Raw genomic sequence first — 23235 nt, 5'->3', positions numbered from 1 at the left:
GCTAGTTGGCAGCGGCGATCTGGCGCAGTACGTACTGCAGGATGCCACCGTTGCGGTAGTAGTCAGCTTCACCTGGGGTGTCGATGCGCAGAACTGCGTCGAACTCGGTAACCTTGCCGTCTTGTGCGGTTGCGGTAACCTTCAGGGTCTTCGGGGTGGTGCCGTTGTTCAGCTCGGTCACGCCGGAGACAGCGAAGGTCTCGGTTCCGGTCAGACCCAGCGAATCAGCGGATTCGCCCTCTGGGAACTGCAGCGGCAGAACGCCCATGCCGATCAGGTTCGAGCGGTGGATACGCTCGAATGATTCGGTGATGACGGCCTTGACGCCCAGCAATGCGGTGCCCTTGGCAGCCCAGTCACGCGAGGAGCCCGAGCCGTATTCCTTGCCGCCAAGAACGACCAGCGGGGTGCCGGCAGCCTTGTAGTTCTCTGCAGCGTCGTAGACGTAAGCCTGCGGAGCATCAGCCTGGGTGAAGTCGCGGGTGAAGCCACCCTCGACGCCGTCCAGCAGCTGGTTCTTGATGCGGATGTTGGCGAAGGTACCGCGGATCATGACTTCGTGGTTGCCACGGCGCGAGCCGTAGGAGTTGAAGTCCTTGCGATCCACGCCGTTCTCGATCAGGTAGCGGCCAGCCGGGGTTTCCGACTTGAACGAACCTGCAGGCGAGATGTGGTCGGTGGTCACCGAGTCGCCCAGCTTCAGCAGCACGCGTGCGCCGCTGATGTCCTGGACTGGCTGCGGCTCGGCGGTCATGCCGTCGAAGTACGGTGCCTTGCGTGCGTAGGTCGACTTCTCGTCCCATGCGAAGGTCGAACCCTCCGGGGTGTCCAGTGCCTTCCAGCGAGCGTCGCCTTCGAAGACTCCGTCGTAGCCCTTGGCGAACATTTCCTTGTCGATCGACGAGTCAATGATCTCCTGGACCTCGACAGGCGATGGCCAGATGTCCTTCAGGAAGACATCGTTGCCCTCGGCGTCCTGGCCCAGTGCGTCGGTCTCGAAGTCGAAGTCCATGGTGCCAGCCAGTGCGTAGGCGATGACCAGTGGCGGGGAAGCCAGGTAGTTCATCTTCACGTCTGGGTTGATGCGGCCTTCGAAGTTGCGGTTGCCCGAAAGAACTGCGGTAGCTGCGAGGTCGTTGGCGTTGATGGCCTCGGAGATCTCGGCATCCAATGGACCGGAGTTGCCGATGCACGTTGCGCAACCGTAGCCAACAACGAAGAAGCCGAGCTTCTCCAGGTATGGCAGCAGGCCGGACTTCTCGTAGTACTCGGTAACGACCTTCGAGCCTGGCGCGACCGAAGTCTTGACCCATGGCTTGGAGGTCAGGCCCTTGTCAGCTGCGTTGCGAGCCAGTACGGCTGCGGCCAGCATGACCGAAGGGTTGGAGGTGTTCGTGCACGAGGTGATCGAAGCGATCGAAACCAGGCCGTGGTCCAGGGTGAACTGGGTGCCATCTTCCTTGGTGACATCGACGGCTACCGACGGGCGGCCAGCGCCCTGGGTGTCTTCGGCGTTCGATACGTAGTTGTGCAGGTCCTTGCGGAACTGTTCCTTCGAGGAAGACAGCTCGATGCGGTCCTGTGGACGCTTCGGGCCGGCGATCGATGGAACCACGGTCGACAGATCCAGCTCGAGGTATTCCGAGAAACGGATCTCGCGGCTTGGATCGTGCCACATGCCCTGTTCCTTGGCGTAAGCCTCGACCAGTGCCACGTTCTCGTCGCTGCGGCCGGTCAGGCGCAGGTAGTCGAGGGTGACATCGTCGATCGGGAACATCGCGGCAGTGGAGCCGAATTCTGGGGACATGTTGCCGATGGTTGCACGGTTGGCCAGTGGCACTGCTGCCACGCCTTCGCCGTAGAACTCAACGAACTTGCCAACAACGCCGTGCTTGCGCAGCATTTCGGTGATGGTCAGCACCACGTCGGTTGCGGTGGCGCCAGCTGGGATCGAGCCAGCCAGCTTGAAGCCGACAACGCGTGGGATCAGCATGGAGACAGGCTGGCCGAGCATTGCTGCCTCGGCTTCGATGCCGCCAACGCCCCAACCCAGCACGCCCAGGCCGTTGACCATGGTGGTGTGGGAGTCGGTGCCTACGCAGCTATCCGGGTAAGCGCGCAGTACGCCGTTGACCTCGCGGGTCATGACGGTGCGTGCCAGGTACTCGATGTTGACCTGGTGCACGATACCGGTGCCCGGTGGGACGACCTTGAAGTCATCGAATGCAGTCTGGCCCCAGCGCAGGAACTGGTAACGCTCGCCGTTGCGCTGGTACTCGATCTCCATGTTGCGCTCGACAGCGCCTTCGAAACCGAAGGTGTCGATCTGCACGGAGTGGTCGATGACCATTTCGGCTGGTGCCAGCGGGTTAACGCGGGTTGGGTCACCGCCGAGGTCCTTGACGGCCTCGCGCATGGTTGCCAAGTCAACGACACAAGGCACGCCGGTGAAGTCCTGCATCAGCACACGTGCAGGGGTGAACTGGATTTCGGTGTTCGGCTGAGCCGAAGCATCCCACTGACCCAGTGCATTGATGTGCTCGTTGGTTACGTTCGCGCCGTCTTCGGTGCGAAGCAGGTTCTCAAGAAGAACCTTAAGGCTGTAAGGAAGGCTGTCCGAGCCTTCAACCGTATTTAGTCGGTAAATTTCGTATTCGGTTCCATTGACGTCAAGTACGCCCTTGGCACCGAAGCTGTCCACATTGCTCACGTGGGACTCCTCTCGCCAGACACTCATTCTGTTGCACACGCACACTGTAATTCCAGTTAGGAGTTCCTAACTGAGATAGTCAGGCTCCTAGCGTGGCAGAGCTAAAAACAGTCTATCGCCTAAGCTCATAAAAAGACTCCTCGGAATAAATTTTCATCCGAATTCGTGTCTAATCGGACAATTTCAGGTGTTTAACGGCGCACGAAGAGCCCGATGGACTCCATATGGTGGGTATGCGGGTACAAATCGTGAATCTCCATATGCTCTAATTCGTAGCCGCGGCCCATCAAACGCGCGGTATCACGGGCGAAAGCCGCAGGGTCGCAGGACACGTAACAAATCCGGGATGCAGCAATGGAAGCCAGCTCCGCAGCCACCTGCTTATCGATCCCGGTGCGGGGCGGGTCAAGTACCACGGCGTCCAGGGAGGCATCCCCGGCGACCTGCCGTAACACTCGCTCAACACGGCCTCGGATCACCGTGGCCTGCGAATAGGAGCGCAGATTCTTCTTCGCATCGGCATGCGTGCCCGGAGCGCCTTCAATTGAGAAGACCCGGCCCTGGGAGCCAACTGCCTTAGCCAACGGGACGGAGAACAAGCCAGCACCCGCATAGAGGTCGGCGATTTGCTCGCCAGCGGCTGGCTCGGTCAGTTCAACTACGCGCTGGGAAAGCAGGCTGGCCGCCTCTCGATGCACCTGCCAGAAGCCTTCACCGGTAATCCGGAACTTCTCCCCCAGTACCTTTTCGGTCAGGAACGCCGAACCAGCCAAGGTCTGCAAGCTGCCTTTGCCGTCAGCCGCCGCGCCGCCCCGCTGGCTGAAAGCGGCGACATTGACACCCTCCGGGAACTGCTTTGCCACCTTTGCCGCGGCGCCGGTACTTGCTTCAGCCAGCAGGATCAACACGGTCTGGTCATCCTGGCTGGATACCGCAGCCTCGACACGCTCGATTCCGCTGTAGTCCACAGAGTACAAGCCGGTGGCCTCGATAGCCGGATGGGCCAATGGCATCTGCGCGATGCCGGTCAACTGGTTACTGCGGAATGCGCTCATCGCGAGCTTGCCCTGTGCGTCCACCGAATAGGACATCCGGGTACGCCAGCCCAGGCCGTCGGCCGCGCCCTTGACCGCTTGCACCGCAGGGAAGTTGTAGTCCTCCGCCTTCAGGCCGCCTAGACGGGTCATCTGCTCGGCAGCAACCTGCGACTTGAGCTCACGCTGGTGCTCAAGGGTGATGTGGCCGAACTCTGCGCCACCCACCGGGTCACGATGCTTCAGGGCATCAGCGGCATCCCAGAAGTGGGGCACGCGGTGCTCGCTGGCTTCGAGCACCTCGGCGACGTCGGCACGCCAGAATTTGGCCTCCGGCGCACTGTCCGTCAGGCGCACATTCACCAACTCTCCGGGAATGCCGTGGCGCACGAAGATCACGCGGCCCTCATGGCGGGCGACGGTGTGGCCGCCATGGGCAATCTTGCCCAGGCGGACGGTGAGCATTGGTGTTTCAGTCATCGATCTTGTCTTTCATCAGAAGCATTGAATTCAGCGGTGTGCCGAAGATTCTTCGGTCGGCCCGCCGCCCAGGGCATGCGAAGCACTGAGCAAGCGCCATGGAACCGAGGCGATCAAGACGCCCGGTTCATAGTGCAGCCGGTTTTTCACTCGTAAAGCGGTTTGGTTGTGCACCAGCTGTTCCCACCAGTGGCCCACTACGTATTCAGGGATGTACACGACGATCAGTTCCCGCGGGGATTCACGCTTGATGGAACGAATATGCTCAATCAGCGCCCCGGGGATATCGCGGTACGGAGAAGCCAGGGCGGTGATCGGCACCGGAATCTGCAGGCGTTCCCAGTCCCGGAGGGTCTTTTCGGTTTTGCTTCGTTCCACATCCACGATGATTGCTTCGAGCTTCGAGGGACGCGAAGCTCGGGCGAAGGCCAAGGCCCGCAGCACCGGCTTGCGCACGGTGGAGACCAGCACCAGTGCATGCACCCGGGAGGGCAAGGCCGTGGCGGCAACGTCCTCATCCACCGCCAGCTCGTCGTCAACCTTCTGGTAGTGGCGCTGCAGTGAATCCATGATCAGCATCAAGGCCGCAATGCCCAGCACGGCCAACCACGCGCCGTGGACCAAGCGGGTGGCCAAGACGACCACCAGCACCAGTGCCGATAGGACCAGGCCCACCAGGTTCAGCAGGCGCTTGCGCTGCTTGGCCGCACGGATCCTGCGGTCGGCAATGGGAACCAGCACGCGTTTCCAGTGCTTGAGCATGGCCAGCTGGCTGAGCGTAAAGGAAACGAACACGCCCACCACGTACAGCTGGACCAGCAAGGTGACATCGCCTTGGAACAGCAGCACCAGTGCAATCGCGGCAACGCCCAGGGACAATATGCCGTTGGAGAAGCCCAGCCGATCACCGCGGGTACGCAGCTGGCGTGGCAGGAAGCCGTCGGTAGCCAGATGGCTGGCCAGCAGGGGGAAGGAGTTGAAGGCCTGGTTTCCGGCCAGCAGCAGCACGGCAATGGTCAGCACCGAAACAATGACCAGGCCGAAGGTGAAATCGCCGAACACGGCTTGCGCCAGCTGGCCAAGGACCGGGACCTGCACAAACCCTTCAGGGATCGGGGCACCGTCGAGCAAGAATGAGGCCTGCGGGTCGGCGACGACCTTGATGCCGGTGGCACGGGCAAGCATCAGCGTGCCAAGTGTCAGCACCCCGGAGAGCAGGCCCAGCACCAGCAGGATCCGCGCCGCGTTCTTGGCCCGCGGCTTGGCCAGGGTCTGCACGTTCGAGATCGGGACCTCGATACCGGTCAGCGCCGCCGAACCCGTACTGAAAGCACGCAGGATCAGCAATGCACCGACGACACCGTGCAGCCCATTGGCAAACTCTTCTTCCGGCACAATCGTGAAATCCGCGCTCGGGGCAAGCCCGAGGGTACCGGTCAGCGCCATCACCCCGCCGATAGCGACCAGCAGCAGCATGCCGATCACGAAGAGGTAGACCGGAATGGCCAGGGTCCAGCGCCCTTGTCCCCTGCCGCGCAGATTACCGACCACGAGGAATGCGACAAGTCCAGCAGCCACCCAAGCCTTGTACTCGGCCACTGCAGGGAAAATGGCGGCGAGATACAGGGCAGCTGATGAGCTGGACACAGCAACGGTGAGCACGAAGTCGACCAGCAGCGCAGCGGCGACCGCTGTTCCCGGGCGCGCACCCAGGTTCTTCTTCACGATCTCGTAGTCGCCACCGCCAGAGGGGTACTCCATGACCGATTGCCGGTAGGACAGCACCAGCACCACCAGCACGGCAAGGACAGCAAGTCCGACCATCGGCGAAAGCGCGGTGGCCGCGATGCCCGCAATGGCCAGGGTCAGCAAGATTTCGTCTGGCGCGTACGCCAAGGACGACAGGGCGCTGGACGAGAAAATCGGCAACGCGACGTTAGGTGGCAACGGCTTCTTTTTCAGCTGTTCAGTTCTGAAAGGCCGGCCCACCAAGATCCGCTTCAGACCGTCAAATAATGCAGGCACGACACAACGTTATCGCAGGGTGCAAGGCACATGGGTGCTGCACCACCGATAAACTGGGTGCGATCAGCGCTATTGTTGCATTCGGAGCACACAGCTTGTGTGCGCCACTGGACATGCAGCAAGCAGTAGACCCAAGGAGTTCTCGGTGGCACATTTCGTGATCATGGGGTGCGGACGCGTCGGTGTCTCGCTAGCCCACACGCTGGATTCAGCGGGGCATTCCGTGGCAGTCATTGACCAGGACCCGCATGCCTTCCGCCGGCTGAGCAAAGGCTTCTCAGGTTCCACGGTGACCGGCATGGGGTTCGACAAGGACACCCTGGAAGCTGCCAAAATCGATGAGGCCTATGCTTTCGCCGCCGTATCCAGCGGTGATAATTCCAACATTCTCGCCACTCGCGTATCGCGCGAAACCTACAACGTCCCCCATGTCGTGGCCCGCATCTACGATCCAGGGCGCGCCGAGATCTACCAGCGCCTGGGTATCCCCACCGTGGCCGCGGTCCGTTGGAGCACCGATCAGGTGCTGCGCCGGATCCTGCCCGACTATTCGATGCGCGGTGACTTCCGGGAGCCATCGGGGCGCCTGATGCTTTCCGAAGTTGCCCTGCACCGCGACTGGTATGGACGGCTGGTCAAGGAGCTGGAAGCGGCCGCCGGGGTACGAGTGGCCTATCTGACCCGCTTCGGCGAAGGCACCATCCCCGAGAGCCGCACCCGATTGCAGGGCGGCGACCTGGTGCACGTGATGATGCGGCTCGATGAGTCCAAGGACATCGAAAAGATCCTTGCCAGCCCGCCGGCTGCGCAGGCCAACGAATAATCTGAGAGGCACCCCCATGAAGGTCATGATTGCCGGGGCCGGCTCGGTCGGTTCCTCCATTGCCCGCGAACTTGTGATCAACCATCACGAAGTCCTGCTTATCGACCTGCAGCCGGAAATGGCCGAGCGCGCCGACCTGGAAGCGGTGAAGTGGCTGATTGGCGATGCCTGCGAATTAGCTGTCTTGCAGCAGGCACAGCTGGAAGAGTACGACGTGGTCGTTTCGGCAACCGGCGATGACAAGGTGAACCTTGTGGTCTCGTTGCTGGCCAAGAGCGAATTCGGCATCCGGCGCACCGTAGGCCGCGTGAACAATCCGAAGAATGAGTGGATGTTCGATGACGCCTGGGGCGTAGATGTAGCGGTCAGCACCCCGCGGCTGATGACCGCGCTGGTGGAAGAAGCCGTGGAGGTGGGCGACCTGGTGCGGCTGCTGACGCTGAAGACCGGAGAGGTCTACATGGTCGAGTTCACCGTCCCGCACGATTCGGCGTTGATTGGCCGCAGCATCGGGCGCATCTCCTGGCCCGAAGACACCACCATGATGGCAGTGGTTCGCGATAAAACGCCGTTCCCGCCCAGTGCCGATGATGTGATTGAGGGTGGCGATGAAATCTTCTTCATCACCACCCCGCAAGCCGAAGCCTTGTTGCGCCGCACGCTTCGCGACGCCACCCGCTAGACGGCTTGTGCTGGAGGGCTGGTCCCGTTGCTGGCTTCTGCTGCAGGCTTCGAGACCAGCCAGGCGAACCAGAGCCCCGCTGCATACAGCGGCACCCCCATCAAGGCGCGGGCCAAGCCCAAGGCCACGACGTCATCTGCGATGTACATCGGGATCTGCACTGCAAGGCGCAGCGCGAAAACAGCAATGATGATCCAGGTGGCCACCTGGTAGCGGCGCAAGCGCGCGGGTTTCTTGCGCCACTCGGTGCCTTCATTGCGGATGAACCCGAAGAGCAGGCCGATCAGCGGCCAGCGGGCCATCACCGAAATCAGCAATCCCGCCAAGTAGGCGGCCGATACGTAGAACCCTGGAATGTAGTAGTCCTTGGCATTGCCTGAATTGCGTGCGGCGAAGGCGCAGATCAGGATGCCGATCAGCCCGGAGCCGGCCTGGATCAGCGTCGAGCGCTTGGCTAGGCGGATGATCATGAACACCACGCCAAGACTGATCGAAGCGATCAGCCCCCAGCCCAGATTGGAGGTCAGCGCGAAGACCATGATGAACACGAAACCGGGAAGCACCGTTTCCAGGATTCCGCGCACGCCACCGACGGTGGAGAGCAGATCTATCCCGCCGTCGGCATTTTGCGCGATGTTGGCGTTCGAGCCAATCATTTCCGCGAAGCTTGGATGCTTTGCTTCCGGCGTGGATCCATCTTCCGGACGCGATTCGTCGTTGTTCATCATGTTTTCTTCCAGTTAGACGCCAGCATGCTCTCGTTCCCAAGACCTTGAGGGAACGCGCGGATCACCCGCGGGCCTCCGGCACGATTACGTAGCGCGGATTAAAGATCGTCGGAACTTGATCCACGGGAGCGACCATTCCCGAGTATTCCACCTTCACGCCCGGCTTGATTCCCGGAACGGATTTCTGGCCCATGAACGCCAAACGCACATGCGGTACAGTCCCGCGACGAGCAGACACCGCACCGAGCCGGTCGACCACCACCGCGGTCAGCGTGGGTGCGACGTGTGGCGCGGAATAGCTAACCGATTGGATGTAGCCCGTGTGCTCCACCCTGCCCTTGACAGGCAGCTGTTCCAAGCTGTCCAGCCGCTGGTAGCTGAGCTTTTGGCCCGAGGGGCCAAGCAGCGCAGTGACGGGTTTGTCCTTCAGCGACATGCATTAGCCGATCTGGGTGATCTCTGGTCCGCGTTCTGGACGCTTCAGCTCAGAGTTCTGCTCAGGGTTCTGCTCAGTGCCTGCCGGGCGGGCCTGCGCATTGGCCGGAACACTCAGGGGCAAGAGTTCGGCCGGTGGCAGTGGCTTGTCGCCGCGGTTGACCACGACAGTGCGCAGGATCCCGTCAACGATGCCAGCCGCTTCTTCGTCTCCAATGGCAGCGCCGCCAATGACCGCACGCAGGAACCAGCGGTGGCCGTCGATGCCGACAAAGCGCAGGGCGACATGCCCGGCGCGACCATCAGGCAGCTGCTGCGGCACCTTGGCGAGCAGCTCCTGGCCGTAATCGCCGTCGCGGGTGAAAATTTCGCCGTTCTGGGCACTGATATCGCTCTTGATCTTGTCGCTGATGCCAGGCCACAGCGATTCGGACTTCGAGGAAGAGAAAGCCATCAGCTGGATACGCGACTCGGCGATCTCCAGCGACACCGCGATGACACGCTTGTTGGACTCTTCAACGTCCATGCGGACCTTCAAGCCTGCTACTGGCTTGATCAGGATCGAGCCGAAGTCAAGGTATTCCTGCGTATTCTCGACCTCGCTGTAGTCGAACGGGCCGTCCTTCGGCTCGGCCTCGCCCTGGCCTGCCTCAGCAGCTGGTGCGTCGACTGGCTGGTCTTGGGCTTTCTTGCGCTTGAAAATCATGGTGTCCTTAGAAAATCTCGTCTTGCACTCAAGGGTACTTACTTGGAACTGAATCCGCCGGTCGAACCGAACCCGCCAGCGCCGCGAGCACTGCCGTCCAGCGAATCGACTTGGATGAACGCTGCCTGCTCGACTTTCTGGATTACCAGCTGGGCGATTCGGTCGCCTCGGCTGACTTCGAAAGACTCAGACGTGTCGGTATTCAGCAAGGTGACCATGATCTCACCACGGTACCCCGCGTCAACAGTACCCGGTGCATTCACAACGGTAATGCCGTGCTTAGCAGCCAAGCCGCTGCGCGGATGCACGAGACCGACATAGCCATGCGGGATGGCCAGCGCAATGCCTGTTGGAATGAGCGCGCGGGCGCCAGGCTCCAGCACCAGCGACTCGCGAGCATGCAAGTCAGCACCGGCATCTGACGGATGCGCGTAGCTGGGAACCGGCAGTTCGGTGTCAAGCATCTTGATGGCAATGGAAATTGATGGCTCACTCATCGGTGTAGGTCTTCCCCCGGAGTTATGTGAAATAGTCACTCGATAGTTTCTCGTGGCTAACTCTATCGCGCGCGCAGGGCAATCCCCTGCCGCCAGCCCCGAGGTCATGGAACCAGGAAATATTGCCTAAACTTGGAACCATGAGTAATTCCAGCCCCGAGGGTTCGAACGTCCTGTACAGCGAAAAGCTCTGGCCATCGGCCAGTACCTGGATTTGGCCGATCATCATTTCCATCACCGCAGGTATCGCAGTAGCACCGATTAACGGCATCCTTGGATGGGTTGCCGGTGGCGTAGTTTTGATTTCACTGGTCGCGGTGTTCCTGCTGCGCGTGCCAGCCATCGAAGTCACCGATGATCTGGTCACCGTTGGCCGGGCCAGCATTGAACGCAAGTACATCGGCAACGTCGTCGGCTACCGTGGCGACGAAGCTTTCAAGCAGCGTGGACAGAAGCTTCACGGCTTGGCCTACATGCTGTTGCGTGGCTGGATCGACGGTGCCGTGCGCATGGAAGTGACCGACGAGCGAGACACCACGCCGTACTGGCTGACTTCCACCCGCCGCCCCGAAGAGCTGGCTGCCGCACTCTCGGGCGTGATGTACGAATTCACCGAGGAAGGCAAGGCCGAAGCAGCCAAGGAGGAGCAGGCAGAAGACGCTTCAGGCGAATAGCATTCACGGCTCCATAGAATAAAGCGATGGCGTCCTGGACCTTCCGGTCCAGGACGCCATCGCTTTCAGAACTGTTGCGTAAGCTTCCTAGCCTTCGCACTCGCTGCAGAATTTCTGCCCGTTGTCTTCACGGGCCAGCTGCGTGCGGTGACGCACCATGAAGCAAGATGCGCAGGTGAACTCGTCTGCCTGCTCCGGCAGGATCTCGATGCTCGCTTCTTCCTGCGATGCTTCGCCGCCGGGCAAAACATATTCCTCAGCCAAGGGTGTTTCGGCCTCGTCAACCAGGTTGGCCATGGCTGCGGTCTTGCCTGCCTTGAGCTGAGCGATTTCCTTGGCTCGTTCCGCTTCTGACATTGCTACGGGTGCAGCAGATTCATTTGCCATAATCGTTTTTCGCTCTTTCCTGCAGGTCTTCGTCCTAGCCGGCTGCTTCACAAGGTGAAAACTTATACCGGCATAGAAGTATAGCGTTATTCCGGGTCATCCATTCCCGTTCATGCCACGCTATGCCATGGGCGGAAGGTTCAAGGAATTACTGCGTGAGGTTGATGACTAATCTTGCGCCACACCCTGCGCGGTGGTAGGAATTCAGGCTTCGAGGTGGCAGAGTTTTACACAGGAAATAGAGCGTGTGGAGGGTAGGAATGCGTCAGCTGAGACTGGTAGGAATTCATGAAAATGGTTCCAGCCTGCAGGTCAGCAGCGACGACGGGATGAGCTTCGAGCTACCTGTTGACGATGCACTGCGCAGTGCAATGGCCGAAATTGCCCGTTCGCGGGCTCCAAGGAACCGTGAGGAGTCCTCGGTCCATTCGCCGCGCGAAATTCAAGCGCGAGTGCGCGCTGGTGCTTCCGCCTACGATCTGTCTCTTGAGTGGGATATCCCAGTCGAGGACATCGTCAAGTACGAAGGTCCGGTGCTGGCTGAGCGCGAGCACATCGCCGAGCTAGCACGTCGTGTCGAGGTTTCAGGACCACAAACCGATGCCGAATACCGCGAAGTATTCGGCGAAGAGCCTGCGGATCTTGGTTCCATGGTGGTCCACCGCCTGCACCAGCTGCACATCGACGCCGACTCGGCTCGATGGAACGCCTGGAAAGATCCAGAAGGCCAATGGATCGTTACCGTGCAGTTCGATTCCCCGCTGCCGACCGAGAATGTCGAGTCCCTGGGCTCGGATTCCACTGAAGCTTCCTCGAACAGTGCGCGGTGGGCATTCACCCCGGCACGCAAGTCGTTGAAAAATCTGAACCGCTGGGCACAAACCTTGAGCGAACAGGTGGCCCCTGAATACTTTCGCCCGGTCTCTGCGCTGAACCAGCCAGAGCCTGAGCAGGCTCCTGCAGCCAGCACACCGGAACCGGATGAGACCGAAGAACTGGTCACGTTGCTGAACGCTCGTCGTGGGCAGCGCACGAAGGACCAGGATCCGGAGCGCGAGTCACGCTACAACGAGATCATCGAACGCAGCATGAGCAAGTACGACGCCGACGATGAGGACTCGCTGCCGCACCTTCCGCAAGGAATTTCGGCACGCACTTCGCAGCTGGTGGTCGTCACCGATCAGGATGCCGGCGGTGCGAACAGCACTGAGGACAAGCCGTCCGAGCAGAATGCCGAGGAGTCCGCTCCGCGCAAGGCCAAGCGGTCTTCGGTCCCCAGCTGGGATGACATCATGTTCGGCAAGCGCAAGAAGGACACCGATTCCTGACGCGCCGCCGGGCTAGAGCGCATACGGGTGCGGGAGCAGCATTTATTCAATGCTGCTCCCGCACCCGTATGCGCTTGTTCCGTTGAGAACTAGGTGGTGCGGTGCACCAGCAGCGGGATGAAGCGCTCCCCCGCAGTGAGCGATCCGTGCTGCCCTACCATGTCAAACGCCATCGGCGTAACGCGTCGGCCGTCGTAGAAAGCGATAGCTTCCGCTGCCAGAATCATCAGATCACCCAGCCGGGCTGCATGCTCTTCGGTAATGGCGCCGAAGTAGCCCAGTTCAATGGCTTCCTCGCGCGTCATCACCCAGGCTTTGGTGCCGTAGGCCTGCTGCCAGGCCTCGCGTACGCGTAACCGGCTAGCCGCGTCGGTCTGCGTGTCGAAGGTCAATTGGACTCCACGAGGTTCGCCGCTGGTCAGCTCCACGCCTTCGATAAGCTCCGGCTGCTGGCTGTAGTCGATGCGTTGGGATGCGGGGATGTCCACCATTCCATGGTCACCGGTAATCAGCACCGTGGTTTCTTCTGGCAGTTTGGAGACCAGGTTCTTAATGACGTAATCCAACTCTTCGAGCGTGTCCCGCCATTGGCTGGAGTCCACGCCGAATTTGTGTCCGGCCTTGTCCAATTCATTGAAGTACGTGTAGACCAGCGAATTGCGGTTCGACTCGAAAATGGTTCGGGTAGCACGCGCACGGGCCGCAGGCTGGTTCGCCGGCACGAATTTGGGGCCGCGCAACGACGCGCGAGTCAGGGCCGACTTGGCGAACATCGGAATAGACACGGTAGCCACGTGGATGCCGTGCTCGGCGACTTTCTGGAAAACGGTCGGGCGAGTCTGCCACGCTTCGGGGTCCAAGTCCCCTGGCCATCCTCCGAGCTGGTTAACTACACGGCGCTTGGCCGGATCGATGACGTCATAGCCAACCATTCCATGTTCGCCGGGAGCCAGGCCCGTGGCCAGGCTGCTCAGGGACGTCGCGGTGGTGGAAGGGAATCCCGTTCCCAGCTTCTGCCCCTTTTCGAACAGGCCGCGCAGGAAGGGTACATGCCCGAGATGGCTCTTGAGCTGGTTCCAGCCCAGTCCGTCAACCATAATCAGTGCCACACGTTTTGTCGGGGCAAAGCCCAAAGCGTTCTCGTAGCCCGGAACGCCCATTGCAGCGGCTGCCGACGGAAGGATCTCCGACAGCGTAGCTTGGCCGTATTTGGGCGCGTCCGGGATTTTCTGTGCCGGGACAGGCAGGTTGCTGCGTTTCTGTTCCTCGATCATGCTCAGGCGATCGTGGCCAGGCGCAGGCGGACAGCGAATTCCCGTGCCTTGTTCACGGCCTGCTGGCCGTCGGCCTCGGCGCTGACGCGGATGACCAAGTCCTCAGGCTGCGAGGTGCCGTTCAGCCCGTGGTCGGCATCGCACTGCGGATCGGCACAGGCGGCAGGGGCCAGATCAATCCGCTTGGTTCCGTTCCAGGACAGTCCAAAGGTCAATTCCTTGACCGGGTCAGCGGCCGAGTAATGCTGCGGCTGGTGGTAGACGTAACTGGTGGCAACCGAGGCGATGCGGGCCAGGGAAATCATTTCGACGGAGACCTGCGCCATGACGTCCTTGCCGTGGTCGTCAAGCTGCTGGTCATCGACGTGCACAATGAAAAGCACCTTTTCACTCATCACCATAACGGTGATATGGCGGTGCACTTCGGTATGGTCGAAGTGAGTTTCCAGATGTACATAGTGGTCAAGCACTGGTTGGCCCATCATGGCTTCAGCCAGTACATCCTGGACCATCTGCGGATAAAAACCCGCACGGACCAGATCATGCTGAAGCTCAGCGCCAGGAGTGGTCGAATACGTTGGAGAACTCATGCCCCAATTCTACTCAGTCGCCACAGGCAATTCACGTTTCGGCGATTGCACTCAATTACGCAATGCCCGGCGGACGCTATCTGTGCGTTGCTCAGCGTTGCTGATCTGGATGTTCACCGCCAGCACGCTCAACGAATCGGTGGCAACGGTGATCGGCGCGAATTTGGCAACGGTCACTTCAGGATGGTTGTCCTTGAAGAGCGAGACGCGGGTGATGAAGTCCTTCAGGGCATCAAGATCCACCGCCGGCAATCCCTGGTAGCCGAAGAGCCGCACGCTGCTGCGCGGACGGCGGATGAGCTGTTCCAGATCATGGGTGGAGAACGGCGCCACGCCGTGGGCCCAATCATCGAGCAGGTTTACCGGATCGCCGCTGAGCCCGAAGGAAATGACTGGACCAAGCAACGGGTCTTCCACGGCCTTGACCACGCAAGCCTGGCCAGCAGGAGCCATGCTCTGCACTTCCAGGGAGTCCACGCCGTAAACCGCCATCAGCGACTTCATATGCGTGAAGTTCGCTTCCAGGCTCTGCTTGTCCGGGATGCTCAAGCGCACGCCGCCCAAGTCCAGGCGTTGGCGCAGATCAGGGTCGTTGGCTTTCAGTGCCACCGGCCAGCCGAATTCTTCGGCCGCCGCAACAGCTTCTTCTGCGGTGTGCACCACCCGATGGGACAGGAACTTGATCCCGTAGAAGTCCAGCAGCTTCTGCACCTGCGCGTCGTCCAATTCCAGCAGGTTGGTCCCCGAGATGGTCTGCACCAATTCATCAAGGTACTCCGCGGCACCGTCCACGTCGATTCCAGCTGGATCCTTCATCGGCTCGTAGGGAACGTCAACCCACTGCTGGTATCCATAGGCCTTGGCCAGGGCGCCGATGACGGTGGTTGGCGAGGTGTATACCGGAATCCCCTGCTTCAGGCCGCCAGTAATTTTCGTATCCGCCAGGCCCGGAACCAATGCCACCACTGGTTTTGGCTGGCCAATGAACTCCTTGGCGACCTTCAGAACTGCGCTGGTATCCAGCTCCGAGTAGGGCAGGTGCGCCAGCAGAATGGTGTGGATCTGCGGGTCTTCCACCAGTTCCTTGATCCGGGCGCGCAGCACCGGAATGGCCTTGGACTGGCCCATGCTGTAGTCCAGCTCTTCGCTCTGCACGACGGTGTTCAGGTTCCTGTCCTCGGCGACGTCGCACACCACCTCTGCGATGGTCGAGGAGTTGGACAGGATCGCAACGTTCGGGCCCTTCGGCGCAGGGAAGACCGAAAGCAGGGCCGTGACATCCAGCAGCTCTTCTGATGAACGCACGCGAATCACGCCAGACTGGCGAAGAATTGCGTTCATTGCACCTGGTGGCGCTTGGCCTACGCGCACCGAGTGGCCCGGAGGAAGGCGGCGGCCCATCACATCGGATTTAGCCACGATCACAGGCTTGCTGCGGGCCAGGCGCCGGGCGATGCGTGCGAACTTGCGTGGGTTGCCAAAGGATTCCAGGTACAACGCGACAACATGGGTACGCAGGTCGTCCTCAAAGAACTGCATCGCGTCGTTGCCGGATACGTCAGCGCGCAGGCCTGCGGAAATGGCGCTGCTGGGGCCAACACCTTGCTGCAAGGCCACACCCTGGATGATTGTGCCCATGGCGGCCGATTGGGTGAAGAATCCGACGTTTCCGGATGGCGGAACGTGGTGGCTTCCGGTGGCATACAGCTTCACCTGCGGGTCGGTATTCATCAGCCCGGCAGAACCCGGCCCTACCACCCGCATGCCGTTGGCACGAGCCAGCGACACAAGTTCACGCTGGGCACTCAACCCTTCCGGAGTTTCGTAGCCGGTGGTCATGATGACCAGGGATTTGACCCCGTGGGTGGCGCAGTCCCCGATGGCTTCCATGACCCCTTCGCGCGGAATGCACAGGAAGGCGACATCCACCGGTCCCGGGATTTCGGTGATCTTCCCATAGGCCACCATGCCGCCCACTTCCAAGGCCGCATCGTTCACCGCATACACGGCACCGGTGTACCCGGATTCCACAATTTGTTCCAGCACGTCGTGCCCCAGCTTGCCCCAGGTGCGGCTGGCTCCGATGACGGCAACGGACCTAGGCGCCAGAAGAGCAGCAACACTGCTCGCCTCGGCGCGGTGTTCTCGCGCCTCGGTCACTTCGCGGGATTTCTCGGTGGGACTGATGGAAAATTCGAGCATGACTACGCCGTCTTCAAAATGCCGTGCGACCGCGTACCCGGCATCGGAGAAGACGGTGAGCATCTTCCGGTTCTCTGGAAGAACCTCGGCCGAGAACTTCTCGATGTCGTTTTCACGGGCCGCCGCGGCCAGATGCTCCAAGAGGATCGAGCCGATACCAGTGCCCTGGTATTCGTCCGAGACGTTGAAGGCGACTTCCGCCTCCCTCGGGTCATCCAAGCGGTCGTAGCGGCCGACGCCGATGATCCTTGCGCCACGAACCACGGTGAAGGCGACGCGATTCACATGGTCGACATTGGTGAACCGTTCGAGCTCTTTAGGGGTCAGTGACGACTTATACGTAAAATAGCGTAAGTAGACTGACGTCTCAGACTGCTGCTTGTGCATCTCCTGGAGCGCTTGGGCATCCTGCGGAGTAATCGGCCGCAGGTGTGCAGTTGTCCCATCGCGAAGCACAACATCTGCTTCCCAATGCGCCGGATATGCCGCCGAAAGTTTACGATCCACCATAGGCTTAGGATAGTCGGCAGTTCGGCGTTGCGCCCAGATGCAACACGAAGATTCGGCAGTTCCGGCCCTAAGACAGTAGATGAAGGACGAACAGAGTAATGGCTCGTAAGAAGTCTGAAGAGATTCCAGCGGATTTCGTTGAAAATATCGTCGATATAGACGTCACCAATGAAATGGAATCATCCTTCTTGGAGTATGCCTACTCGGTGATCTACTCCCGCGCGCTTCCCGATGCCCGTGATGGGCTGAAGCCAGTTCAGCGCCGCATCCTCTTCCAGATGGCGCAAATGGGCTTGCGCCCGGAGAAGGGCCATGTCAAGTCTGCCCGCGTGGTCGGCGAAGTGATGGGCAAGCTGCACCCCCATGGCGACACCGCGATCTACGACGCCATGGTCCGCCTGGCCCAAGACTTCTCCCTTCGGCTGCCGTTGATCGATGGCCACGGAAACTTCGGATCGCTCGATGACGGCCCGGCAGCCCCGCGTTACACCGAGGCCCGTCTGGCAGCCTCCGCTGTTGCCATGACCGCTAACCTGGATGAAGAGGTCGTGAACTTCGTCCCGAACTACGACAACCAGTTCATGCAGCCCGAAGTGCTGCCGGCAGCATTCCCCAATCTGCTGGTCAATGGCACCACCGGCATTGCCGTGGGCATGGCCACCAACATGGCTCCCCACAATCTGGGCGAAGTTGTCGCTGCTGCGCAACACCTGCTCAAGGAACCTGACGCCACCGTCGAAGAACTCATGAAGTTCATTCCGGGCCCGGATTTGCCCTCGGGCGGCAGCATTACCGGTTTGGACGGCATCAAGGATGCCTACCGCACCGGTCGTGGCTTGTTCCGCACCCGAGCTACCGTGGCCCTGGAGAAGATCTCCGCACGCAAGTCGGGCCTGGTAGTCACCGAACTGCCTTATGGCGTGGGCCCTGAAAAGGTCATCGAGAAGATCAAGGATGGCGTCAACAGCAAGAAGATCTCCGGCATCTCCGATGTTGTCGACCTGACCGACCGGCATCACGGCCTGAAGCTGGTTATCGAGCTGAAGAACGGTTTCAACCCGAACGCTGTCCTGGCCAGCCTGTACAAGTACACCCCGATGGAAGACTCCTTCGGCATCAATAACGTTGCCCTGGTCGACGGCCAGCCACGCACCATGGGGCTGGGCGAACTGCTCACCGTGTATGTGGACCACCGACTGGATGTTGTACGCCGTCGCACCGCGCATCGCCTGGCCAAGCGTGAAGACCGTTTGCATCTGGTGGAGGGCCTGCTGATTGCCATCGTTGATATTGACGATGTCATTGCCATTATCCGTTCCTCCGAGCAGACCGCAGAAGCACGCGAACGCCTGATGACGGTCTTCGACCTGAGCGAGCCGCAGGCCAGCCACATCCTGGAACTGCGGTTGCGCCAGCTGACCAAGTACTCCACGCTGGAGCTGGAGACCGAAGCCGAGCAGCTGCGCAACGAAATCGAGGAACTGCGCGCCATTTTGGAGTCCGATGAGCTGCTGCGCACCCTGGTTTCCGATGAGCTCGGGGAAATGGCCGACACTTTCGGCACCCCGCGCCGGACCAAGCTGCTGAAGTCTGCTCAGCTGGCACCGCTGAAGGGCACCGCGTTGCCTGAAGAAGTCGGGACAGGCAAGAAGGCCAAGTTGGCCATGGAAGTCTCCGACAGCCCGTGCTGGGTATTGCTCTCGGCCACGGGGCAGCTCGCCCGGACTCCTGATCGGGACGTCGTGGACTACTCCGCGGCGCGCATCAAGCACGACGTGCTCACCTCGCAGGTTGCTTCCAGCGCCCGTGGTGAGATCGGAGCGCTGACGAGTGTCGGACGGATTATTCGCATCTCGCTGATCGATGTTCCGGTGCTTCCCGAATCCCATGGCTTCCCGCAGCTGGCCCACGGCGTGCCGATCTCCGAGTTCCTCAAGCTGGGCAAGGGCGAAAGCGCGGTGGCACTGGTTCCGCTGAACCAGGTGATTGCCGTGGGCACCAAGAACGGTGTGGTCAAGCGGGTCACCCCGGACTACCCGCTGAACCGTGACGAGTTCGAGGCGATCACGCTCAAGGACACCGACGTCGTGATTGCCGCGGCGCCGGCCGAGGATGCCGATGAGCTGGTGTTCCTGACCAGGCAGGCTCAGCTGCTGCGTTTCAGCGCTTCGGCGGTGCGTGCCCAGGGCCGCACCGGACAAGGCATGGCCGGCATCAAGCTCGCCGCCGATGACCAGGTGATCTTCTTCGGTGTGGTTCCTGCCGGTGCTGGCGACGCGGTGGTAGCCACGATCGCTGCCGGTTCGCAGACCCTTCCTGGCACCTCGGGCCAGTCGGTGAAGCTCACCGACTTCTCCGAGTTCCCGGCGAAGGGCCGCGCCACCGCGGGCGTGCGCGCTCACCGTTTCGTCAAGGGTGAGGACTACCTGCAGCTGGGCTATGCCGGCCAGGGTCCTGCGCGTGCCAGCTCCACGGCAGGCGTAGTGCGTGCTTTGCCTACCGAATATGGCAAGCGCGATGGTTCGGGCGCGCCTTTGGCCCAGTCAGTGAACATCATTGGCGGAACCATTGCCGGCGGGCACGATGCTTCTGCAGCACCTGCTGCCCAGGACCTCCAGGCAACCGCGCGGCAAGAAGCGTTGATTCCCGAGACAACCAAGGCAAAAGCGGCCCCGGCCATCACGCCGGGCGAAGACGCGCTGCCTTTCGACGACGGTGGAGTAATCCTCTAATCCAGCAGCGCCAGAACTGAACGCGGCGTCGTTTCCACCTCCTATCCGTGGGTGGAAGCGACGCCGCAGTCCTATGCGCTGACCCTGGGCTTATGGCTTCCCAGTTCAATGCGGTGGGTGCACTGCCCGGCAAGCATCTGGTCATGGGTGATCAAGACGACGGTTCGTCCGGCAAGGGCGAGATGCAAGGTGGAAAGCAGGTCCTGGGCTTCATCCACCCCCAGATGGGCAGTCGGTTCATCAAGCAAGATGATCTGGTGGCCGCCCACCATGGCACGGGCCACGGCGAGCTTGCACCGCTGACCGCCGGAGAGCTGGTGCCCGCCGGAACCGATGCGTGCCTCGAGGCCTTCTGGCTGTGTTGCCAACCAGTCCGACAGCCCGACTTGCTCCAGCACTTCTTCCAGCTGCGCATCGCTGCGCAGCTGGCCTTCAGTGACGCCCAGCATCAGGTTCCGGCGAATCGAGGAGTCGAAGAGGTGCGCCTCTTGCGGGCACCAGGCAACCGATGACAGGTCTGCCTGCTCTAGATCCAGCAGGTTCCCGCGGGCATCGATGCCCTTCAACTTGCCCGATTGCGCTGGCAACGCGCCCAGCAACGCGGTGAGCAACGTCGATTTGCCAGAACCCGATGGACCGGTAATGGCCGTCCATTGCCCTGCCGGGATGCGGGCGTTCAGATTCTCCAGAACTGGCGTTCCCTGCTCGTACCCGAGGCTCAGCGCTTGCGCATCGAAGCCGGCGATCCTGCTTTGCTTCACCGGCGGGTTGTGCTGCGCTGCTCGTGCGCCGTGGCTTTGCATGCCGCGTTCTTCCAGCCTCGATGACAGTACCTTCAGCGCCCGCCCCTGCTGCACCGCCAGCAGGGCATTGCCAGCGCTCTCCCCCAAGGCCAGGCCCAGGAGCACGGCCAGTGCCGTAAACGATGCGCTGCTGTGCGATAGCGCGGTGATGGCAATGGCAAGCAATACGCTGGTCAACGTGGCCAGGGCCGTGGCGCTGCCTTGGCCCAGGGCATGCCGGCGAGCGCGCTGCGTATTGCGTGCTTCGGCGTCCTGGAACCGGCCAATGGTCCGTTCCATGGCCTGATTGCTGCGCAGTGCGGACTTGTGCCGCAAGATGCCCAGCACGCTCTGGTTCATCTGCATCCGGTGGCTGAGCTGATGCACGAGGTGTTCGCCTTCAATGCGCTGCACAAGCCAACGCACCGGGAAGACCAGCACCAGCAGCGCACCGAGGGCCAGATATCCGAATTCGGGCTGGATGAAGTACAAGGCCGTTGCTGCTGCAACCCACACTACGATTGCCTGCAGCGGCGGGAACAGCACCCGGGCCAATAGGTCGCGCAGTTCATCGACCTCGGCCAGCAAGAATCGCAGGATGACCGAGGAACGGGTCAGCAAGCCCCACTGTGCGGGGTTGGCCACCATCGCGTTCCACATCTTCTCGCGCAAATCCGAGGCATAGGCCAGCACCGCGTCGTGAATCGCGAGCTGTTCCAGGTAGCGGAAGGCAGCTCGTCCGATTCCCAGGCCTCGGACCATCGCGAAGGCTACGGTCAGGTGCAAGATGGGAGGCTGGTAGCTGGCTTCAACGATCAGCCAACCGCTCAGGGCCGCGAGCGCCACGGCGTATAGCACGCTGACTGTCCCCCAGAGCACGCCCTTGGGGGCAGCTTTGTACCCGGCAAGCAAGTCGCGCATCGGGGTGAACTTGGACTTCACCGGCCGTTGGCCAGTGGCGCCAGGCTGCGTTGCCGCGGTGGCTCGCGACCGGTTGCCTGCGGATTCTTCACGGTGGGCAGGGCCAGCACCATGCGCTATGCTGCCCGCACGTTCGTCCTGCCCGAAGGCGGGGTCGTGGCTGGCGACCAGCATCGCGCAGCGGGCTGGAAGTCCACTCAGCAGTTCGCGTACTTGCTGGGCGTTGCGCTCATCGAGGTGCGCGGTAGGCTCATCGGCCAGCAGCACGGTGCAGTGGTCGTCGCTGTGAACCCGCAGCAACGCGCGCAGCACTTCCAGGCGGCGCAGCTCGCCGGGTGAATATTCACCGATCGGGCGCTCGAGCATGGACTCCATCGATAGCCGGGAGCTGAGCTCTCGGCGCAGTTCAGCCGATGCCGCGGGGGCGTCCTGGTCCAGTTGCCCGTTGCCGGTTGCTGCGTTGAATTGCGGATGCTGGCTAATCACTGCAAGCTGGCCGGCTATGAAGACCCGCCCGGTGGCCAAGGCCGGATCGAAGGTGTTGTCGCTGCTGTGCGCCTCGGCGATCAGCTTGAGCAGCGTGCTCTTGCCCGAACCGCTGGCAGTGGACAATACCAGGCGCTCCCCCGCGCGCAACTGAATATTCACGGCTTGGTGGATTGGATGCATGCCATCGTAGCTGATCCGCAGGTCCGCGACGTCCAGGACGCTATCTGCGTTCCTGGCCGTGCTGGCACGAAGCTGATGGACCGGGGTGGCAGCGGTGATGGCTGTGTACTTCTGGTAGGCAGCCAGCCCGTCATCGGCCGCATGGTAGGCAGAGCCCACTTCGCGCAGTGCCGAGAACAGCTCGGGTGCCAGAATGAGGATTATCAGCCCGGCGGCGAGATCCATATTCCCGCTGACCAGTCTCACGCCGATCATCACCGCGAGTACCGCCACCGAAAGGGTTGCGATCAGTTCCAGCCAGAAGCTGGACATGAATACGGTTTTCAGGTTGGCCATGGTGGCCGCCCGGTATTTGCTGCTGACGGCGGCGATGGCGCTGCCGTGCGCCCGTGCCCGGCCCAAGCCCAGCAGTGCGGGCAAGCCCTGGGCGAGTTCGTAGAGCTGGTGGGCAAGCCGATCCAAGGTGGCTTGGGATTCGTTGAGGGTGTCCTGGGTGTGCATGCCGATCAATGCCATGAACACCGGCACCAGCGGGATCGTCAGGAGCAGCACCACTGCGCTGATCCAGTCCAGCTGCAGAATGTAGAGGCCAAGCAGTAGCGGGACGGCCAGGGCGCCGATGAGCGCAGGAATGAATTTGGTGAAGTAGTCATCGAGCTTCTCAAGGCCATGGCTGGCCAAGGTGGCGGTGACCGGTATGGAATGCTGTTCCGCCGCGGGGACGATGGCCGGTTGCGCGGCTTGCCTGCGCACCAGGTTCAGCCGTAGCCGTTCCTTCGCGCCCAGGCCCATGCGGCGGGCGCCGGCGTTCAATCCCCATGCGCTGAGCGCTCGAAGCGCGGCGCCGGCCAGCGCCAGGATCAGCAGGTGCGATTCATTGGCCCCTCCATCGGCCATGGTGGCGATCCATTGGCCCAGCGCGTAGGCGACGAATACCAGCCCGACGACTTTGAGCGCGGAGAACAGCGCCAAAACCAGGAATTGTCGTGGCGTGATCAGTTCACGCGGCAGGAATCGCGGGGCTGGCATTACTACTTCTTTCCCTC

17 protein-coding genes are annotated in these 23235 nt (G+C 61.4%); 5 read left to right on the top strand and 12 right to left on the bottom strand.

Going from position 1 to position 23235, the window contains the following annotated elements:
• Position 1: 1 nt before the first annotated feature.
• The 3 genes from acnA to AC1Z36_RS09915 all read right to left on the bottom strand — a co-directional run bounded on the left by acnA (position 2) and on the right by AC1Z36_RS09915 (position 6249).
• Complete coding sequence (acnA, locus tag AC1Z36_RS09925) at positions 2-2737, bottom strand: aconitate hydratase AcnA (protein ID WP_181148800.1); 2736 nt, start codon at positions 2735-2737, stop codon at positions 2-4.
• A gap of 164 nt (positions 2738-2901) precedes the next feature.
• Positions 2902-4224, bottom strand: a complete 1323-nt coding sequence (locus tag AC1Z36_RS09920; protein ID WP_105661469.1) for a class I SAM-dependent RNA methyltransferase — start codon at positions 4222-4224, stop codon at positions 2902-2904.
• A gap of 30 nt (positions 4225-4254) precedes the next feature.
• The gene (locus AC1Z36_RS09915; RefSeq protein ID WP_181148801.1) at positions 4255-6249 is read right to left on the bottom strand and encodes an APC family permease; all 1995 of its coding nucleotides are present in this window, start codon (positions 6247-6249) and stop codon (positions 4255-4257) included.
• A gap of 145 nt (positions 6250-6394) precedes the next feature.
• On the opposite strand from AC1Z36_RS09915, the gene AC1Z36_RS09910 reads away from it, so the two are divergent.
• The gene (locus tag AC1Z36_RS09910; protein ID WP_105656751.1) at positions 6395-7072 is read left to right on the top strand and encodes a potassium channel family protein; all 678 of its coding nucleotides are present in this window, start codon (positions 6395-6397) and stop codon (positions 7070-7072) included.
• A 16-nt stretch (positions 7073-7088) separates the two neighbouring features.
• Entirely contained in the window at positions 7089-7754 is a 666-nt protein-coding gene (locus tag AC1Z36_RS09905) for a potassium channel family protein (protein ID WP_105656752.1), read from the top strand.
• Here AC1Z36_RS09905 and AC1Z36_RS09900 read toward each other — a convergent pair.
• From AC1Z36_RS09900 to dut, 4 genes are all read right to left on the bottom strand, one after another.
• The gene (locus AC1Z36_RS09900) at positions 7751-8482 is read right to left on the bottom strand and encodes a DUF3159 domain-containing protein (RefSeq protein WP_286134105.1); all 732 of its coding nucleotides are present in this window, start codon (positions 8480-8482) and stop codon (positions 7751-7753) included. The two genes, AC1Z36_RS09905 and AC1Z36_RS09900, sit on opposite strands and share 4 nt — an antisense overlap.
• A 61-nt stretch (positions 8483-8543) precedes the next feature.
• A complete protein-coding gene (locus tag AC1Z36_RS09895; protein WP_105656753.1) occupies positions 8544-8918 on the bottom strand; it encodes a hypothetical protein in 375 nt (124 codons plus the stop codon).
• 3 nt (positions 8919-8921) lie between these two features.
• Complete coding sequence (locus AC1Z36_RS09890) at positions 8922-9623, bottom strand: DUF3710 domain-containing protein (RefSeq protein WP_105656754.1); 702 nt, start codon at positions 9621-9623, stop codon at positions 8922-8924.
• A gap of 38 nt (positions 9624-9661) precedes the next feature.
• Positions 9662-10120 carry a dUTP diphosphatase gene (gene dut, locus AC1Z36_RS09885; RefSeq protein ID WP_105656755.1) on the bottom strand — a complete coding sequence of 153 codons (459 nt, stop codon included), beginning with the start codon at positions 10118-10120 and terminating at the stop codon, positions 9662-9664.
• Positions 10121-10260: 140 nt separating this feature from the next.
• Between dut and AC1Z36_RS09880 the strand changes: the two genes are divergently transcribed.
• Complete coding sequence (locus tag AC1Z36_RS09880) at positions 10261-10794, top strand: DUF3093 domain-containing protein (protein ID WP_105656756.1); 534 nt, start codon at positions 10261-10263, stop codon at positions 10792-10794.
• Positions 10795-10881: 87 nt separating this feature from the next.
• On the opposite strand, the gene AC1Z36_RS09875 is transcribed toward AC1Z36_RS09880, so the two are convergent.
• Positions 10882-11181, bottom strand: a complete 300-nt coding sequence (locus tag AC1Z36_RS09875; protein ID WP_105656757.1) for a DUF4193 family protein — start codon at positions 11179-11181, stop codon at positions 10882-10884.
• A gap of 260 nt (positions 11182-11441) precedes the next feature.
• Here AC1Z36_RS09875 and sepH point away from each other — a divergent pair, with 260 nt between their 5' ends.
• The gene (gene sepH, locus AC1Z36_RS09870; protein WP_105656758.1) at positions 11442-12509 is read left to right on the top strand and encodes a septation protein SepH; all 1068 of its coding nucleotides are present in this window, start codon (positions 11442-11444) and stop codon (positions 12507-12509) included.
• Between the two features lie 89 nt (positions 12510-12598).
• Here the strand turns inward: sepH and AC1Z36_RS09865 are convergent, their stop codons facing one another.
• The 3 genes from AC1Z36_RS09865 to AC1Z36_RS09855 are packed head-to-tail and all read right to left on the bottom strand — an operon-like array spanning position 12599 to position 17085.
• A complete protein-coding gene (locus AC1Z36_RS09865; RefSeq protein WP_105656759.1) occupies positions 12599-13783 on the bottom strand; it encodes an alkaline phosphatase family protein in 1185 nt (394 codons plus the stop codon).
• 2 nt (positions 13784-13785) lie between these two features.
• On the bottom strand, positions 13786-14373 hold the full coding sequence (locus AC1Z36_RS09860; RefSeq protein ID WP_105656760.1) for a DUF5998 family protein: 588 nt from the start codon (positions 14371-14373) through the stop codon (positions 13786-13788).
• 51 nt (positions 14374-14424) lie between these two features.
• On the bottom strand, positions 14425-17085 hold the full coding sequence (locus AC1Z36_RS09855; protein ID WP_105656761.1) for a bifunctional acetate--CoA ligase family protein/GNAT family N-acetyltransferase: 2661 nt from the start codon (positions 17083-17085) through the stop codon (positions 14425-14427).
• A gap of 98 nt (positions 17086-17183) precedes the next feature.
• Here AC1Z36_RS09855 and AC1Z36_RS09850 point away from each other — a divergent pair, with 98 nt between their 5' ends.
• Positions 17184-19817: a DNA gyrase/topoisomerase IV subunit A gene (locus AC1Z36_RS09850; protein WP_105656762.1), complete on the top strand. Its 2634-nt coding sequence runs from the start codon at positions 17184-17186 to the stop codon at positions 19815-19817.
• Positions 19818-19888: 71 nt separating this feature from the next.
• Here the strand turns inward: AC1Z36_RS09850 and cydC are convergent, their stop codons facing one another.
• Entirely contained in the window at positions 19889-23218 is a 3330-nt protein-coding gene (gene cydC / locus AC1Z36_RS09845) for a thiol reductant ABC exporter subunit CydC (RefSeq protein WP_483561238.1), read from the bottom strand.
• Between the last annotated feature and the right edge of the window lie 17 nt (positions 23219-23235).

The organism is Glutamicibacter sp. BS14, assembly GCF_056934375.1.
The sequence above is the reverse complement of the archived record's forward strand: the minus strand, read 5'-3'. Positions and strand labels throughout refer to the sequence as shown.

Bases quoted from the DNA above. Each gene is read 5' to 3' on its own strand.
- AC1Z36_RS09900 (WP_286134105.1), bottom strand. From the start codon at position 8,482: ATGATGAACAACGACGAATCGCGTCCGGAAGATGGATCCACGCCGGAA.
- acnA (WP_181148800.1), bottom strand. From the start codon at position 2,737: ATGAGTGTCTGGCGAGAGGAGTCCCACGTGAGCAATGTGGACAGCTTC.
- cydC (WP_483561238.1), bottom strand. From the start codon at position 23,218: ATGCCAGCCCCGCGATTCCTGCCGCGTGAACTGATCACGCCACGACAA.
- AC1Z36_RS09895 (WP_105656753.1), bottom strand. From the start codon at position 8,918: ATGTCGCTGAAGGACAAACCCGTCACTGCGCTGCTTGGCCCCTCGGGC.
- AC1Z36_RS09905 (WP_105656752.1), top strand. From the start codon at position 7,089: ATGAAGGTCATGATTGCCGGGGCCGGCTCGGTCGGTTCCTCCATTGCC.
- AC1Z36_RS09875 (WP_105656757.1), bottom strand. From the start codon at position 11,181: ATGGCAAATGAATCTGCTGCACCCGTAGCAATGTCAGAAGCGGAACGA.
- sepH (WP_105656758.1), top strand. From the start codon at position 11,442: ATGCGTCAGCTGAGACTGGTAGGAATTCATGAAAATGGTTCCAGCCTG.
- AC1Z36_RS09880 (WP_105656756.1), top strand. From the start codon at position 10,261: ATGAGTAATTCCAGCCCCGAGGGTTCGAACGTCCTGTACAGCGAAAAG.
- AC1Z36_RS09860 (WP_105656760.1), bottom strand. From the start codon at position 14,373: ATGAGTTCTCCAACGTATTCGACCACTCCTGGCGCTGAGCTTCAGCAT.
- AC1Z36_RS09890 (WP_105656754.1), bottom strand. From the start codon at position 9,623: ATGATTTTCAAGCGCAAGAAAGCCCAAGACCAGCCAGTCGACGCACCA.
- AC1Z36_RS09865 (WP_105656759.1), bottom strand. From the start codon at position 13,783: ATGATCGAGGAACAGAAACGCAGCAACCTGCCTGTCCCGGCACAGAAA.
- AC1Z36_RS09850 (WP_105656762.1), top strand. From the start codon at position 17,184: ATGGCTCGTAAGAAGTCTGAAGAGATTCCAGCGGATTTCGTTGAAAAT.
- AC1Z36_RS09855 (WP_105656761.1), bottom strand. From the start codon at position 17,085: ATGGTGGATCGTAAACTTTCGGCGGCATATCCGGCGCATTGGGAAGCA.
- dut (WP_105656755.1), bottom strand. From the start codon at position 10,120: ATGAGTGAGCCATCAATTTCCATTGCCATCAAGATGCTTGACACCGAA.
- AC1Z36_RS09920 (WP_105661469.1), bottom strand. From the start codon at position 4,224: ATGACTGAAACACCAATGCTCACCGTCCGCCTGGGCAAGATTGCCCAT.